16 protein-coding genes and 1 tRNA gene are annotated in these 17,257 nt (G+C 34.9%); 16 read left to right on the plus strand and 1 reads right to left on the minus strand.

Annotation, left to right across the window (positions count from 1 at the left end; genetic code table 11):
- From FC73_RS00310 to FC73_RS00365, 13 genes are all read left to right on the plus strand, one after another.
- Positions 1-4,785: an aggregation-promoting factor C-terminal-like domain-containing protein gene (locus FC73_RS00310; protein WP_010021647.1), complete on the plus strand. Its 4,785-nt coding sequence runs from the start codon at positions 1-3 to the stop codon at positions 4,783-4,785.
- A complete protein-coding gene (locus FC73_RS00315) occupies positions 4,785-5,624 on the plus strand; it encodes a phage tail domain-containing protein (RefSeq protein ID WP_010021644.1) in 840 nt (279 codons plus the stop codon). Before FC73_RS00310 ends, FC73_RS00315 begins: the two co-directional genes overlap by 1 nt.
- 11 nt (positions 5,625-5,635) lie before the next feature.
- The gene (locus FC73_RS00320) at positions 5,636-6,865 is read left to right on the plus strand and encodes a hypothetical protein (RefSeq protein WP_010021643.1); all 1,230 of its coding nucleotides are present in this window, start codon (positions 5,636-5,638) and stop codon (positions 6,863-6,865) included.
- Positions 6,865-8,652 carry a phage tail protein gene (locus tag FC73_RS00325; RefSeq protein WP_010021641.1) on the plus strand — a complete coding sequence of 596 codons (1,788 nt, stop codon included), beginning with the start codon at positions 6,865-6,867 and terminating at the stop codon, positions 8,650-8,652. The genes FC73_RS00320 and FC73_RS00325 overlap by 1 nt, the downstream gene beginning before the upstream one ends.
- 12 nt (positions 8,653-8,664) lie before the next feature.
- The gene (locus FC73_RS00330; RefSeq protein ID WP_010021639.1) at positions 8,665-9,204 is read left to right on the plus strand and encodes a hypothetical protein; all 540 of its coding nucleotides are present in this window, start codon (positions 8,665-8,667) and stop codon (positions 9,202-9,204) included.
- Positions 9,204-9,719 (plus strand): hypothetical protein, encoded by a 516-nt coding sequence (locus FC73_RS00335; protein WP_010021638.1) that lies wholly within the window; start codon positions 9,204-9,206, stop codon positions 9,717-9,719. The genes FC73_RS00330 and FC73_RS00335 overlap by 1 nt, the downstream gene beginning before the upstream one ends.
- 14 nt (positions 9,720-9,733) lie before the next feature.
- Positions 9,734-10,237 (plus strand): hypothetical protein, encoded by a 504-nt coding sequence (locus tag FC73_RS00340; protein WP_010021636.1) that lies wholly within the window; start codon positions 9,734-9,736, stop codon positions 10,235-10,237.
- Positions 10,238-10,253: 16 nt separating this feature from the next.
- Positions 10,254-10,649, plus strand: coding sequence for a hypothetical protein (locus FC73_RS00345; protein ID WP_010021635.1), 396 nt, complete (start codon positions 10,254-10,256; stop codon positions 10,647-10,649).
- 2 nt (positions 10,650-10,651) lie between these two features.
- Positions 10,652-10,798, plus strand: a complete 147-nt coding sequence (locus FC73_RS06865) for an XkdX family protein (RefSeq protein ID WP_010021634.1) — start codon at positions 10,652-10,654, stop codon at positions 10,796-10,798.
- A gap of 46 nt (positions 10,799-10,844) precedes the next feature.
- Positions 10,845-11,132 carry a hypothetical protein gene (locus FC73_RS07020; protein WP_010021633.1) on the plus strand — a complete coding sequence of 96 codons (288 nt, stop codon included), beginning with the start codon at positions 10,845-10,847 and terminating at the stop codon, positions 11,130-11,132.
- Positions 11,113-11,385 (plus strand): phage holin, encoded by a 273-nt coding sequence (locus FC73_RS00355; protein ID WP_010021632.1) that lies wholly within the window; start codon positions 11,113-11,115, stop codon positions 11,383-11,385. The genes FC73_RS07020 and FC73_RS00355 overlap by 20 nt, the downstream gene beginning before the upstream one ends.
- Positions 11,369-12,304, plus strand: a complete 936-nt coding sequence (locus FC73_RS00360) for an N-acetylmuramoyl-L-alanine amidase (RefSeq protein WP_010021630.1) — start codon at positions 11,369-11,371, stop codon at positions 12,302-12,304. Before FC73_RS00355 ends, FC73_RS00360 begins: the two co-directional genes overlap by 17 nt.
- Before the next feature lie 949 nt (positions 12,305-13,253).
- Positions 13,254-13,451, plus strand: a complete 198-nt coding sequence (locus FC73_RS00365; protein ID WP_010021628.1) for a hypothetical protein — start codon at positions 13,254-13,256, stop codon at positions 13,449-13,451.
- Between the two features lie 128 nt (positions 13,452-13,579).
- Here FC73_RS00365 and FC73_RS00370 read toward each other — a convergent pair.
- Positions 13,580-13,663 (minus strand) — tRNA-Leu (locus tag FC73_RS00370).
- Between the two features lie 131 nt (positions 13,664-13,794).
- Between FC73_RS00370 and FC73_RS00375 the strand changes: the two genes are divergently transcribed.
- The 3 genes from FC73_RS00375 (at position 13,795) to FC73_RS00385 (ending at position 17,254) form a co-directional block, all read left to right on the plus strand.
- Complete coding sequence (locus FC73_RS00375; RefSeq protein WP_010021627.1) at positions 13,795-14,253, plus strand: MarR family winged helix-turn-helix transcriptional regulator; 459 nt, start codon at positions 13,795-13,797, stop codon at positions 14,251-14,253.
- A gap of 207 nt (positions 14,254-14,460) precedes the next feature.
- Complete coding sequence (locus FC73_RS00380) at positions 14,461-16,008, plus strand: UDP-N-acetylmuramoyl-L-alanyl-D-glutamate--2,6-diaminopimelate ligase (RefSeq protein WP_010021625.1); 1,548 nt, start codon at positions 14,461-14,463, stop codon at positions 16,006-16,008.
- A complete protein-coding gene (locus FC73_RS00385; RefSeq protein ID WP_010021624.1) occupies positions 15,998-17,254 on the plus strand; it encodes a carboxylate--amine ligase in 1,257 nt (418 codons plus the stop codon). The genes FC73_RS00380 and FC73_RS00385 overlap by 11 nt, the downstream gene beginning before the upstream one ends.
- Positions 17,255-17,257 lie beyond the last annotated feature (3 nt).

A 17,257-nucleotide genomic window follows, 5' to 3' on the forward strand; every position in this document is an offset into this window, starting at 1 on the left:
ATGGCAAGTAAAGACGTTGTGAACACACTAGCGTCTAAAATTTCGTTAGATGTGGATGACTCAGATTTATACAGTTTACGTAATGAACTACGTCGAACTAATGCCGAATGGAAAAATACAGAAGACCGTGCCAAACTAGCAGGTAATCAATCCGAAAAAAGCGCGGCCAAAGTAGGTAAGCAAAAAGATGCCTTAATTATTTTGCGTAAAGAATTAGACCAAAATAAAACCGCGCTCAAAAATACGACTGGTTCATCTAAACAAGATGTTAAAGCTCGACAGGATTATGAAAAAGAAATTAGAAAATTAAATATTCAAATTTCTAAACATAGCAATTACTTAGAAAAAGATCGTAAATACGAGCAGTATTATAAAGCTGGAATTGAGCAGAGCAAAAAAGCCCTAGAAGACGACACTAAAGTACATAAATCTCAAATTGATCGGCTCAATGCGGAAGGTAAAACGGTTGAAGCTACGAAAAAACGATACAGTTCTATGCAAAGTACTCTGGAAAAGCAAAGTAGTTTATACCAGAAAGAAAAAGACTACTTAGAAAGACTCAAAAGTAGTCGTGGTGCTGATAGTTCTGAAATAGCTAAGCAACGTGTTAAAGTCAACGAACTTGGCACTTCGATGGCCAAAAGTAAAACCCAAGCTAGTGAGTTATCTAATGCCGTGAAAAAGAATAGCCAGAATCCATTTACTCGTTGGAACGCTTCATTAAAAGAGACCAACAGCACGGGTAAGAAAACAGAATCAATTTTCCATTCAATTGTTAAGGCTAATTTGGCTACTAGTACTATTAGATCCGCATGGAATGGCATAACTAACCATATTGGTAGTGCTTTGGCTGCTGGTCAAAAGTTTAATAATCAGCAACAACAAATGGGCGCTACTTGGCAAACTTTATCTGGAACCGTCAAGAAAAGTCATGCTATGGTTGGCACTATTAATGATTTATCTACAGCAACTGGTCAATCTGTAGACACTGTTAATGACTTAGAGCAGGGATTTTATCATCTTCACTCTAATAAAGGCGAATCAGATGACATGACTAAGTCCATGCTAAATATGGCGGATGCTGTTGGCTTAAATGGTCAGCAAATTAATTCAGTTACTAATGATATGGTTAACGGTCTATCACGTGGGAAAGCCAATGCAGGTATGTTGAATCAAATTTCACAGTATTTCCCAATGTTTAGAGAACAATTGGCCAAAACTAAAAATGTTTCGGTTTCTGACTTAAACCAAATGGCAAAACAAGGTAAAATTTCCGCCAATGATATTGAGCAAGTCTTCAGTAACTTAGGTAATAAGAAATACGGTAAAGCTGCTGATCGAATGCTATCAACCGCAATTGGTTCTACTCGTGCTATTAAAGCCCAAGTACCAAGATTAATGGGTGATATTGAAAAACCAATCCAGAACATGAAGAACCCACTATTTTTGGCGGCTTCTAAATGGGTATCAGATAAACGTACCGATAACGAGTTTAAGAAATTAGGCAGTTCATTAAGTCGTGGTTTTGACGTTATCACAAAAGCATTTTCAAAAGTTTTTACTACTAAATCAATCAGTAGTGGTTTAGATAGTATGGTTAATGGCGTTACTAAAACCGTTGACCGTTTAAGTAATAATATTGCGAAAAATGCTAAACCAATTACACAATTTTTTAGAAGTGTTAGGTCTACTGGTACTAGTAGCTTTAAATTATTTTTAGGTACTATTAAAGACTTATCCGCGGTGTTTCTACCATTTCTTAACTTTATGGCAAAACATGCGAAAGTATTTGCTCCTATGATCGCTGGATTGACTGTTATTACTAAGTTAACCAAGCCATTAATGGGAATGAAAATAGCTAGCCAAGTCCTTGGAATTTCTTCTGCTGTTCGTAAGTTAACTGCTTCAGAAACAGTTATGAAAGGTGTTACAGCAACACTCGATGCGCTTTCGAGTCCATGGATGGCTATACCGGTAGCAATTACTGCTATAATCACCGGGCTTGCTTTGCTCTATAAAAAAGTTAAACCATTTCGTGATTTTGTAAATAAATACATATTAAAGCCGTTAAGTAGTTCATTTAAGTGGGTCAATGATCAGTTTAAGCGATTTGGACACTGGATGGATCACAATAGTAAGAAACCCAAACAAAAGCCAGTAAAAATTGATACTAAAGGAATTAATAAAGACCTTAACGGAATTAAAAAAGATTTTTCTGGCTCAGTTAATTTAGTTAAAAAGCGAGCTGGCGAAATGGGCAACAATATTGCCAAAGGTTTCAAGACTGCTTCAAAGAATACCAGAAATACCATGCAATCCTTGCAAAAGAGTACTAATGGCACTGTAGAAAAAATGCGTAAAAATACGCCAAAGCAGTTTAAAAATATGTGGAACGAAGCCAACAACCTTACTAAAAGTGCTATGAAAACGCAAAAGGATCAGAACAAATTAGGTTCTGATTTTATTCATGGTCGTTGGAGCAATCTTGGTAAAGATGTTAAAAATATTGCTAAAGATCTTTGGAAAGAAGTTAAAGATGTCTTCAAAAGCGGTTCTACTTTTGCAAAAGATTCTACTAAATCCTTACAGAAAAGCACTAGAGATACTGTAAATAAAATGCGCAAAGATACGCCTAAGCAGTATCGGAATATGTGGAATGATGCCGACAATCTCACTAAGAGCGCTATGAAGACGCAAAAAGATCAGAACAAATTAGGTTCTGATTTTATTCACGGCCGTTGGAGTAATTTAGGCGGCGATATCAAAAGAATTGTTAGAGATATGTGGAAAGAAGTTAGAAACATCTTTAAAGGTGGTTTTGACTTTATAAATGATCTAAGTGGTGGTCGTCTAGGTAAGTTAACTAGTCAGTTTAGTAGTACATGGCATTCCATTGGAAAAGGTTGGCATAGTTTTTGGAACGGTATTGGTGACTTCTTCAAAAAGATTTGGAATGACATTAAAAAATATGCTCACAGTGGTATGAAGGGCATTATAGGTAGCTTAAATGCTGGTATTAATGGTATTGATTGGGTTATTCATGCCTTCGGTGGCAAGAGTAAGACTATCAAGCCAATTAAATACGCTACTGGTACTGGTGTTTCAAAGCGTCGTCCCATTAACAAACAGACCTATGCCATGTTAAATGATGGTAAAAATGTCAACGGTAGTAATAAAGAAACGGCTATTTTACCTAATGGGAATGCCTTTCAACCCAAAGAGAAAAATTGGACTGGTTTACTTCCAGCTGGAACAGAAATTCTCAACGCTGAAGAAACAAATCTTATGGAACAATTTACTCATTTTGCTAGTGGTACTGGCTTATTTAAGGGCATTCATAATGCAGTAAATAAAGCTAGTAGCGTTGCAAGCGGTGTTGGTAAATCCGTAAGCCATTTTGTTGGCAATGTGGCTAGTTCTATTAAGCAAAAAGTTAGTATGGCCAAAAACATTCTAAAGTCACCTGGGAAAGCATTGACTGGTTTACTTAAGAAACCAAATGGCAATGGTGCTATTTTTAGTAATTTTGCCAAAGGTATGTATAACAAGATGAGTGGCGCCGCTAAAAGTTGGTGGAGTCAGCTTTGGAATACTGTTGATAAGGTAACTGGAAGTGGCTCAGCAAGTGACTTCTTAAATAAAGCCATTAAAGATTCCAAAGGTAAGCACTATGTTTGGGGTGCTACTGGTTCTAATACGTTTGACTGTTCTGGATTGATTACATACGTGGCAAAACAATTTGGTAAATCTTTACCACATTTTTCCGGCTCACAATATTCCTCATTGCCTCACGTTAGCGAAAAGAACGCTCAACCGGGTGACTTAGCTTACTTTGGCCATGGTGGAAGTTCTCACGTTGGAATTGTTTCTGGGAAGAATCGCATGTGGTCTGCTCAATCACCAAGTGCTCACCCTAACATTGGCTATAGTCCAATTCATGGATTTGGTGAACCATTAGCTGGTTTCGCTAAAATTCCCGGATTAAGTAATAAGTCTAGTGATAAGAAAAATACTAATCAATCTAATCAGGGTATTAAAAATCAAGTAGGTAACGGATTCTTTAACTGGATGAAAAAATACTTGGAACCTGTGTTAAGTGGTGGAAATACTAAGCAACCTAGTGGAAGCCACAAAGATTGGTTAGGTGAAGCCGGAATTAGTCCTAGTGATTTTGGTTACTATAACTATATTATTAACCATGAATCTAACTGGAATCCACGTGCTACCAATCCAAATGGTGGTGCATATGGATTACCACAGTCCTTGCCAGCTAGCAAAATGGCTAGTGCTGGAAAAGACTACCGCACTAATCCAATTACACAATTAAAATGGATGAAGGGCTATGTAAAACGTTATGGCGGTGCTAAAGGTGCCTACGATTTCTGGACTCGGCATCATGCTTACGCTAATGGTGGTATTGCTCAGAATCACCAAGTAGCTGAAATTGCTGAAAATAATAAGCCGGAAATGGTTATTCCGATGTCAGCTGAAAAGAGGCCACGAGGTTTGCAATTAATGAGCGAAGTAGTTTCGAAATTTGCTAAAGATGATCCAAATCTAGCCCAAGACAATCATTCAACTAATAATCAATCAGCAAATGTTATTCAAGAAATGAATAATAAATTTGATAAGTTGTTGAAACTGATTGCGGTTACTAATGGTTTGAGTGAAAAACAAATTCAAGCTATCTATCAGACTTCACAGTCGCCTAAGGAACGATACAAGATGGACGCTCGTAACCAGTCTATTAGCGACTACGGTAATCTATTAGGAGGTGCATATTAATGGTAGGTAAGCCAAAATTATTTATAAGTATTGATGGCAATCCAGAATTTAATGTCACTGACAAGATTCCTCAGTTGCAATTTTTAGGTGCACAATCTAATCCAGCTCTAACTAATAACTATCAAGATGTTACGGGGATGGATGGGAGCCAATTTAATTTAGCAGCTATTAACAAAAATACCGTTAATTTAAATTTCTTCGTTCATTTTCGAGATTATTATGATTTTAAAGCGGTTAAGCAACAAATTTTGCAATTATTTATGCAAAAAAGGATCTATCGAATTCGAACGGATGCGGAACCAATGTTCGTCCAATTTTTACGACCAGTTACATCAGAGATTAATTTAATCGGTGATGGAACTAATGATTCTCAATTCACACTTGCATTCGAAAATCCTACTGGTTATAAATTTTCTCGTTTTGATTCGCTCAATCAAGCGGACCTTTGGGACGATTTCCCGTTGGGTTTTAATTTGCCTGCTATGGATAAAGAGGACTTTCATTTTATCGATGAATTTAGTTTTAATTTACTTAATCCAAGTGGAGTTGCCATTGATCCTTACTTTGAGCACCATGATTTAAAAATTCATTTAAAATGGGTTGGATCAAAGATCACTTTAAATAATCGAACGAATGGTAGTTCTTATACATATAATGGAAGCAATAATAATAATTATGAGATTCTTCTAGATGGTGTTGATAGTTTTCTCCATGGAAATCAAGTAAATAATCAGACTGATTTTGGCAATATTAAACTAGAACCGGGATTCAACCAGATTGAAGTCAGTGGATGTACTAATTTTGATGTAAAATTTGAATTTCCATTTATTTATATTTAGGAGGTGATTATTTGGTTTTTAGTACAAAGGATGATCTTAATTCGCGTAAACCATTATCTGAAAAGCTAGCAATAAGTACATGGAAATATTATCCAGATTGGATGCTTGAAAATACCATGAAAACAGCTAGTGATTCCGGATTTAAATATATAAATATTGGTACATGGCTTGGCAGAAATGATGATGGATATACTATTTTAAATGATGAATTAGATAGAATTACTAGAGCACTAGACTTGTGTAAAAAATATCATTTAAAGCCAATGATTAATTTTGGAGTTGATACAACGCCAACTTATCATTCTGAAACTGGAAGCTATTATTCTTATAAACAGTTAAAGTCTATTAAGAAGTGTATAACGATCATTTTTGAAAATTTTGCCGATGAAGGAATAATCTGGAATAACTGGAATGAGCCAAATGTCACTTGGGTTAATGATTTATTTGGTAATAATGTAGCCGGCATGGATTCTTGGATTGAAATGCAACGGTGGATCGTTAATGAAAATAAATATATTGATAATAAATCAATAAATACAGTAAGTGGCTTGGCAAACATTCCTGGACAATATCGAAACATCATTGACCGTGAAAAAATTAAAGGATTATTTAGTAATGCTGATGCTATATTAGTTCATGATTATATCGACCAACAGTGGAATAAAGGTGCCCCAGAAATATTAATGCAACAAGGGACATTTCCGGGCATTAGACTTCCCTTAGCTTCTAACGAATTTGGCTATTCCAGATATGGCGAGACGGGAGACGACTGGCAAGGATTTTGGAATGATGAAGATGCAATAAAATTAACTCAGCGTGAAATTATCTTACAAGATTATTTAGGTTATGCAATTATTGGACTATTTTGTGATTTAGCTGTTCATACTTATCATTTATTTAACGAGAATTGTATTGGTTTAAATCAAGTTGGTAGGCCAATTATGGACATGGTTAATCAGCTAAGTGGATATACCTTAATTGATAAAGTTAAGACTACTGATACTGATAATTATATGGAAGACCTATATGTATTTGTTTATGCAAACGATACAAAATCAGTGAAGGTTGTTTATTGGGCTCCTAAAAACACAGGATCTCATATTATTAATATTTATGGTGCAAAATTAAAGCTGAACTTTACTGATTCAGTAAAAATCATTGAACCAGATTTAACCCCCAATCAAGAAGATTATTTTCCAACCATTAAAAAAGATACTTCTTTAGGAACAGAGGTGATTTGATGGATAATCGATTAATTGTTCAAGGTCAAGGCACTGAACGTGGATATGAAGCAAAATTGAGTTGCGTTAAGCGTGACTCTTTTTATATACAATGGGAAAAGAATTCCTCATATCAGCTTCAATTTACTGCTTTCGATGATGGGAGTAGTGGCTACTCATTGCTAACACCCGAAGCTAGTTTATTTTTTCGAGGACAAGAATTCATTATTAAGCAAATTGCGCCAGATTATAACTCTGGAGCTAGTACTAAGGACGTTGTAGCCACTCACGTTTATAGTGAATGTCAGTGGTTTCGTCAAAGAAACGTCAGAAATGGTGTTTTAACTTATACGCCGCAAGATGTTATGAGTTTTGTTTTTGATGGTAATAGTCAGGGGTTCACTTACGAAATCATTGGTAAATTTCCTAGTAACCAAATTGAAAACCTAGGTAATATGAGTGGGCAAGATGCCTTAAGCAAAATCATTGAAACATGGTCAGATGCGATCATCTTTCCGGATAATCGGCATATCAAGATTTATCAGCACGATAGTTTCATTCAAGACCTTGGCCACCGCTTAGGATATTTATACAATGCCAGCGAGATTAAACCTACATATGACAGTACTACGATAACTAATCAAGTTTGGTGTACTGGTAAAGCTAAAGATAAACCAGATGACGCGGATGACAATACATCTACAGAATACTATTTCGAACCATTTCAGGTTAGTGACCAAAGCAGTATTGATAAGTGGGGTGTTCATCAATTATCGGACATTTCTGATGACCGTTTTACTGATGCAAATAGCATGAAGCAATATGCTTTAAGCCAATTAACATTAGAGCCATCTTTAACTATTGACGCAACTTTGACTACTCACGATGAACCGACAGCTGGAGACATGGTCCATATGGAAGTGCGAAAAGATAATCCGGCCACCAAGCTTGAAGTAGTCTCTTATCAATATTATCCACAAGACCGGTCTCAACCCACGCAAATAACTTTGAATAATACTGCCAAGACTATTTTTGACTACCAACGTAATTTACAAAATAAAGTATACTCAGATGTATTTAATCATATTGCTAATAACAGTAATGAAAATGGTACCTCACAGAATACAAATGATGGTTCAAGTTCTAATGAGCCATCAAGTAATCCTAGTCAATCTGATAGTTCCAATAATGATAGCTCAGGTAGTTCAGACAGCTCTGATAATTCTAATGCTGATAATTGGAATGCTGGAAGTACTTTTATTGATACTTCATCTAATAATGGAAATATTTCTGTTGATACGATGAAAGACCTAAAAAAGCAAGGTTCTCAGGGTATTATCAGTAAGTTAACTGAAGGAACTGGTTATGTTAATTCAATCTTTGATAGCCATAAGGCTAATGCTGAAAAAGTTGGGATGAAGTTTATCGGTGCTTATCATTTCTATCGCGGTGATCCAGTGAATGAAGCAAACTACTTCCTTCAGCAATTACGGGATAGAAATATTTCCAAAGATACTTTAGTTATCTTGGATGTTGAGGCAGGTGGATTGTCTACTAATAGAGACACTTTAACTAATCAAATGAAGCAGTTTTATCAAGTACTAATTAATGCCGGTTATACCAATACGTGTGATTATTCGTCTGGAAGTTGGTTTGATTATCGGTTTAATCAAGCCGGTAAGTACAAATGGATCGCTAGTTATGGAGTTAAAAATTCTCCTAATGGTGCTAATGCTTGGCAGTTTACTAGCAGTTGGAAAAATCAGCACATTGACGCTAGTTATTCATATAATCGTGCATTTGTGTAGAAAGGAGGATGTATGAGTAATAAATATGATTATATGCATATTGAAAATGCTGATAATAATGATTTGACGTTGGTTGATGATTTACTATTAGAGTTTGCAAAGTGGGTACGCACGAAGGCATATGGTTTGGATGTTCGTGAAGGAATTGCACGCTTAGGTGAACGTATTGGCGTTATTTTGAATCAATATCAAGCAGAAAATAATCGAACTTCTAATGAAATAAATACTTTAAAAAATGAATTGCAATCTACACTTTCAGGATTAACCCAAGACGCTGAAGTAAAAAATGCTCGTGTTGATGTTGAGGGTGTTGTTTATGAGACGCTAAAAAAGCGTTTAGATGAAACGCAACTTAAAAATGGAGAGTTAAGTAACGTAATTGCCACTGGAGAGATTGCTGGTGGATCATTATATCTTGAAGGACTAGATAATGCTACTAGTCCTTTTTCTTATGACATTGTTTCGACGAATGAGGAATCAGGTATTCCATACGGAGTTGAAACCATCAAGGTTCAAGATGTTGGTATTGAACCAGTAGGAGGTGATAGTTAATGAACAAATATGAAATTAGGCAAATGACAGTCCCTAAAAACGATGGGAGTAATCAGAGAAAGCAAGTATTCCCACAAACCCATCCAGATGCTGTAATAGGTCTCCCAGAATGGCAATTAAATGTTCAAAATGCTTTGGAAAGTATCATGGGTACTAATTTAGGAGAAAATCGTTTAAGTACAGTTGTTCATAAGAGCGATTTAAAAAATCTAGTTGATAAAAAACAAATAGATCGTTCCTTAAACAATGCTAAGGATTATACGGTTAGCAATATTAGTAATCTTGGTTCATTACAGTTTTTGCCTTCAATTAAAAATATGGATGATTTAGTTAATAGAGATGATCCATATTTAGCGTTTACTAGTAAAAATGTAGCAAATGCACCAACAGTAGAAGCCACAAAAGTTAATTGTTTAGTTGCCGGAAACAAAGATATTCAATTCTGTTATTATTCTGATACTGCTAATTATCGGACAATTAAAAATGGTACGGCTTCAAACTGGTACAAAGTTTAAAAGGAGGAAATTAAATGGCAATTCAAGATATCATTTTAAGAAACAAAAATACTGGGGATGCCATCTATCCACAAACAAGTTATAAGAATTTAATGGATGTGCCAGATTTATTAACTGATACAGATGTAAATGTAACTAGCTATACAACTCCGCCAAATGTTGGTCAGAATGTTAGTCAAGTTGATGGTTGGGGAGCTAAGGTAGTAAATGTACAAGGGTTTAAAATTATGTATTTTTCTGGTTATTTTAAATGTAAAAAAGAACTGTTTAATAGTACTGAGTGGGGTAGCCCTAAAAAAGTCTTGTTTTATTTGCCTGATTATTTAGCTAACAATACTGTCCATGTAAATCAGTTAACTGGAAGAACTTATGGATTAGCTTCACAACTAGGCTTTGAATTTAGAACTTTAGGTGATCAGATTACGTTTGAAGAAATGAGAAATGGGATTGGGATGGATCCAAACAATTTCCCAGATACAGTAAGTCTATATGTTGAGGGACCTGTTTACTCGATGTAAAAGAAAGGAAATATAGATGAATTTTTATGTAACAGTAAATAAAAATGGAGAAATCATTAATGCACAAAAGGAGAGCTTTAATGGTTCTTCAATGGTTAAAGTTCCTGATAAATATTCAGATTATTTTTTAGATAATTTAGAAGATTTTATTTATATGGAAGGCGAGCCAGTAAGTACTTCATTCCCGAAAAAATCTGCAGATTTTGATAATAAAATCATGAGTCAAAAGTTAAATGAATTAGATAAAGCTGGAGATGCTTCAGATAAGAAGAATATGCAATTACAAAATGCCACAGCTTTTTCGATTCAACAAACATCTGATGCAATTGGAAGCAATAAGGAATTAACTGAGTCAAATAACCAATTAAGAGAAAAAGTGGCATTTTTAGCCAAACAGATTGGAGGTAAATAATTATGACATGGAAGTCATTTGTTAAAGACTTTTATAACGATCAAATTTATACAGATTTAGATGTAGCTGGATTTGTTAAAAATGGACAAATTACTTCGTCTGACTATAAAGACATTACAGGAAAAGAATATGAAGCATCGACTGAATAGTCGGTGTTTTTTTATTGGATAAGTTTTTAAGGAAGGTGGTGGTAAATTGCAATTTTTGGGCATTGACGTAACTGAATGGGCTTCAGTGCTGTCAATCCTTGTACCAATAGTGACTTTTGTTGTGTGGGTTTTTAATCAGATTGTGGTAAAACCCTTACGAACATCAATGAACAACCTGTCAGAAACACTGAGTGAACTCTCGAAGACCTTCAAAGAACGTGATGAACAAATCTCAAATGATATAGATCAACAAAAATTAAAACTAAAAGAGCACGACGTTAGGATAAAGAATTTAGAAAAGGAAGACGAAAAAAGTGAAAAAACTACATATTAAAATTCGAAACGATGATGGGAGCCTTAACGGAGTTGTATTATCTTCAGTTACTTCACTTGGACTAGTTGCAATTCAAGAAATCTTACAGGCTTTTGGTATTACTCCGCCAGTTTCTTTTGATCAATTAACAGGAATTATTAACACTATCTTCACTATTTTAGGAATTTTAGGGGTCATTAATAACGTACAACGTGTTACAGACGATGGCTCATCAGTTAATAAGAAAGGTGGTCAAAATGAAAAAGACCAATAAATTATTTTTTACGTTAGGTACTTTGGCTTTGTCAGTAAGCTTTTTATTTTCGGCTGGTTTGCCCAATGTTCATGCTTCCAACATTAACAATCAGTATCAATTGAATCGTAATGAAGGATCAGCTTCTCGTACTAATAACAATATTATTGTGGCACATGAAACTGGTAGTGAAGCTACGGCTCAAAATAATGCTTCTTTTGAAAAGAACACATGGAACTCTAATGGTGCTTACGTACAGTACATTGTAGGAAACAACAATGCGGGTCAAGCAGGTAACATTTATCAAATTGGTCAACCCGACTATCAATCATGGGGAGCTGGTTCATGGGCTAACGCTAATTCGCCGGTTCAGATTGAGCTAGCACGTACTTATAACAAACAGGATTTTAAGACAAACTATCATACATACATTAATTTACTTCGAGAAAGTGCGCAAAAGTATGGAATTCCATTGGATACTGATTCAAATAGTTATGTTGGAGTAAAGTCACATAACTGGATTAGTAACCATGTTTGGGGAGATCATACTGACCCTTACGGCTATCTATCTCAAATGGGAGTAACACCTACTCAATTTGCGCATGACGTTAAAGATGGCGTGGGAAGTGTAAATATACCAACTAGCCCATCAACGTCACAACCTCAAAGTCAGCCAACTCAGCAACCTAAGACTACTAATTCTGGTTTTCACTCGGAAAATGCAACGTTTACTAATGGCAATCAACCAATCAACGTACATTATGGTCCATCGACGAATGCTACTAAATCTGGCACATTGCCTGCTTACGCAAGTGTTCATTACTACGGTTACGTAGTTAAAAATGGTTATGTTTGGACCGTTTATACTGGCTTTAATGGAAAAACCCTTTACTTACCAGTTCGTCAAGTAGGACAAGTTGCTTGGGGAACATTTAGATAAAAAATAAGCCTCACTACTTTGGTAGTGGGGCTTTTAGTTATGTTATAATTATGTATAGAAAAGGGTAATGCACTTAAGGCATTACCTAATTCCATCTGCTATTTAAATTAAGCTTAAGATAGCAGTAACTATTAAAGTACTAATTACCGATACGATAACTTTTACTATAATAGCTTTTATGAAATTGCGTAGATGGCACAAAATCATTACCTCCTAACGTTCTTGCTATTTTCGCTGATTAGACGAATATAAACACAAGAACTACTTAATTATAACAATTAATAGTATTTTATTGACAACTAATTTAAATTAAATATAATGTGAATTGTAGATGGTTCAAATGAATTACCTCTTTACGCGCTGATTACGTGTACGGTTATTCATGGTTTTATCTCCTTTCTAGGTTGTCCTAGAGAGGATACATATAAGTAAAGCTCACTTCAATTATGAAGTGGGCTTTTTTATTTTGATTTAAGTCGTCAATGTAAAATGTGCTAAATTAGGTATTCAACGTTGACTTGGCAGTTTTGAAACTGTTTAATCTTTTTATCGAAGGTATTGACATATTATACTATGCATAGTAACATAATAATTGTAAGGAAAGGAGGGAAGAAGTTGAAAGGTAGGCATAATAAAAAGCCTGATTATCAAAAAGATTTAGCAATATTAAACATAATTGGCTTATTACTAAATATTGTTAATTCAATCCTAGGAATGATAGGCAAGCTTTTCAAATAATAAAAGTTAAAGGGACGTTGTCCCTTGCTTTTAGTATACCTTTTGGCAAGATATCATGCAAAATAAGACTTTAGTTATAATATTAGGAATCTTAATAACTGTTGCAATAATTTTTCAAATTGCGAATTTATTAATTAAATAAAGATCATTGACATATTATACTATGCATAGTATAATATAATGGGAAGTTTTTATAGGAGAAAACATAAATATGCCAAGTAAAAATAAAAGAACTATTGCTAACAAAAAATGGCAAGATAAAAATAAACAGCATGCAAAATATTTGAGTGATCGCTCACGTGCAAAAAGTTTTTTAATGAAACAAGCTACTCAAGATGATTTAAGTAGATTTTCTGAAATAATCAAAAAGAGATTTGAAGAAAATAACAAAAAAGACGTTACCAATTAATTTTGGTAGCGTCTTTATTATGGTCACAAAATGGTCGCAATTTAATTAGTTTTGTTTAGTTTTGATTAGATTATATATATAAGAATGCTGATATAACAGCAATCACACCTAAGCCAAAACATATAAAATGCCCGAGATGAGATTCGAACTCATACCCAGTAAACTGAACAGCGACCTGAACGCTGCGCGTCTGCCAATTCCGCCACTCGGGCAATTACTACCTTTCAATCATACAATAAAAATATCATAAAATAAACACTTAATTTCTGTGTATCCTTGTATTTGTTATTTAGTTGTGTAAAATATAAGATAGTACAAGAGTTTTTAGAAAGAAGAGATTATTATGGTTGAACCACGTAAGATTGAAAGCCAGCTGTGCTTTGGAATCTATAATACAAGTAAAAAGTTTAGTCGGTACTACCAAATCGTCTTATCTCAATTTAATTTAACTTATCCCCAGTACATTACCATGTTGGTACTTTGGGAACATGCACCAATGACCGTTCGTGAGCTTGGCTCATACCTCGATCTTGATAGTGGAACGTTGACGCCGCTACTAAAACGCCTTGAAAAACAAGGATGGGTTACCAGAACTAGAAGTCATAAAGATGAACGTGTAGTTATCGTTGATACTACTGATTATGCAAAAGAACAACGCGATAAAGTATATGAACACGTCAATCAGTGCTTTTCCGTTTTAGATATGAGTCAAGAAGATATTCAAAAGTGCTTAAAGATGGTTAATGCCGTCGGCGATCGTTTGGATAATGTTAGTGAACAAAAATTAAAAGATGTTGAGTAATTAAAGCATTTCGTTTAGATTAGATTTATCTAATCTGAATGGAATGTTTTTTATTATATTAATTTATGGTTTCATTAGTTGTTTTGAATTAGTCATTGGCTTGTTATTTTGGTAGAATTATCTAAGAGTAAATGAATTTAAAATTAAAATCTAAACGAATTGTTTAGATTTCCATTACAAAAATTAATGGGATGGAGCTGAATCTTTTTGTCACTAAGCATTCAAGAAATTAAAAACATTCTTCGCGAACATGATTTGTTGAAGTCAATTAATCAAGTTAGCGATCATAACTTTGATTACGTTAGTTATGATTCGCGAGATATTAAATCCAATACGTTATTCTTTGGAAAGGGTAATTTTAAGCCAGAGTTTGTTACTAAAGCTAAAGATGCTGGTGCAACAGGCATTGTGTGTGAAAAACATTTATCTGAAAGTAATGGAATGAATGAAATCCTTGTTACTAACATTCAAAAGGCAATGTCACTAATTTCTGCCGCTTTCTTTAACTATCCACAAGATGACTTGTTTATTATTGCCTTTACAGGTACGAAAGGGAAGACCACCTCTTCTTATTTCACAAGAGACGCCATTGAAAAAGCAACTGGTGATCGAACGGCATTGTTTTCAACCATTAACACGGTGGTCGGAAATAAACCAGATCAAACTTTTAAGTCTCATTTAACCACACCTGAGTCATTAGATGTGTTTAAGAATATGCGGGCAGCTGTCGATAATGGCATGAAATATCTAATTATGGAGGTTTCTTCACAAGCTTACCTTAAGAATCGGGTCTATGGATTAAAATATAATGTGGGAAACTTTCTGAATATTTCACCTGATCATATCGGGGAAAATGAGCATCCCACGTTTGCTAATTATTTACACTGTAAGGAACAACTATTGGTTAACTCCCATACGTGTATCTTAAATGCTGATTCGGATCATTTAGTTGATATTTACTATGCAGCTAAAACTACCACTGATCCAGAAAACATTTATTTATTTGGTAAAAAGGGAACTACGCCACAAATTGAAGTTGATTTGGACTTTGTTTATGAATCGATTTCGGACAGTCTAACTGATAATGATATTCAGTTGAACTCAGTTTCTGAAAAAGCTAAGAAGTTAGGATTGGATGGAAATTATCGAATCGGCATTCCCGGAGATTATAATGAATCGAACGCAACGGCATCAATTATTTCAGCGGGACTTGCCGGATTTAAACGTGGTGACATGATAGACGGATTGGCGAGTGCTCGGATCCCGGGTAGAATGGAGATTTTTAAATCCAAAAGTCATGGAAATGTTCACGTCGATTATGCGCATAATTATGCTAGTATGAATGCATTATTAGGATTTTTAAAGCGTCAAGATCCCAATGGAAAAGTGATCGTAGTGGTTGGAAGTCCGGGTAATAAGGGAATTGATCGCAGAAAGGGGTTTGGTAAAGCCCTTACTCAAAATGCTGATGTTGCCTTTTTAACCACTGATGATCCAGCTTATGAAGATCCAATGAAAATTGCAAAAGAAATTGATAACCATATCGATCATGATAAGGTTGATGTTCATTTTGAAATGGACCGTGAAAAGGCTATTAAAGACGCCATTAATTTTGGTAAAACTGGTGATATTATTGTAGTTGCTGGAAAGGGTCGCGATCCTTATCAAAAGATTAACGGTGTTGACACACCTTATCCTACTGATTCAGTTATCGTGGAAGATTACTTGGAGGATTTAAACAGTAATGACAAATGAAAATGTTCCAAATTTCACTCCCGTTCTTTTAGGAAGTGATTTTAATGTATACGGAATGGCACGTTCTTTCTACGAATTATATGGGAAGCGTGTTAAGGCCTACGCTCAGGAACGACTGGCACCTACTAGGTTTACCAAGATTGTGGACCTTACTTTCATACCAGGTTTTAGTGAAGATCCAGTCTGGTTTGAAGAAATGAAGAAATTAAAGCAAAAGTACGCTAGCCATAAAGAACCAGTGATTTTAATTGGTTGTGGTGATGGCTATGCTGAACTAATTTCAAAACACAAAAAGGATTTAGAAGATGTCTTTGTATGTCCCTACGTGGATTATTCACTGATAAAACAACTGAATAGTAAAGAAAACTTTTATAAAATGTGTGACAAGTATGGGATGCCATATCCCGGGACCAAGATTATTTCTAAAAATAATTTTGAAAAGGATAACTTTGCTCAACCTTTTGATTATCCGATTGCACTCAAACCAACTAACAGTGTGGAGTGGTTAGACATTCACTTTGAAGGTAGAAAAAAAGCCTTCACCATTAAAAGTGAGGATGAATATCGGGATATTGTTGGAAAGATTTATAATAATGGCTATACTTCGGATTTGATCGTTCAAGATTTTATTCCTGGTGATGACAGTAACATGCGGGTCTTAAACGCCTATGTTGATAAGAAGCATCACGTTAAGATGATGTGCTTGGGTCACCCACTTCTGGAAGATCCAGCTCCATCAGCAATTGGTAATTATGTCACGATTATTCCCGACTTTGATCAACGTATTTATGATCAAATTCAAAAGTTTTTGGAATCAATCAATTTCACGGGTTATGCTAATTTTGATATGAAGTATGACGTGCGGGATGATACCTATAAGTTATTTGAAATTAATTTGCGTCAGGGTCGAAGTAGCTTTTTTGTGACTCTAAATGGGTATAATTTAGCTCAATGGGTTGTTCGTGATTACGTGCAGGATAATTTAGCTAATGATCAGACCGTTTATGCAAATAAGAATCCGAAAAATTACTATTTGTGGCTAGGAGTTCCTAATCGCGTCTTTAAAAAATACGCCAAGAAGAATGATGATAAAGAAAAAGCGGAAGAATTGATTCGAAAGGGCCAGTGGGGGACTACGTTCTGGTATAAGAAGGACGAAAACTTTATGCGTTGGCTTCTAATGAAGTGGATGGATCATAATTACGCAAAGAACTTTAAAAAGTATTTTCACATAAATAAGGAATAAGCG

Source organism: Fructilactobacillus fructivorans, from assembly GCF_001434095.1.
In the GTDB taxonomy this organism is placed as follows: Bacteria; Bacillota; Bacilli; order Lactobacillales; family Lactobacillaceae; genus Fructilactobacillus; species Fructilactobacillus fructivorans.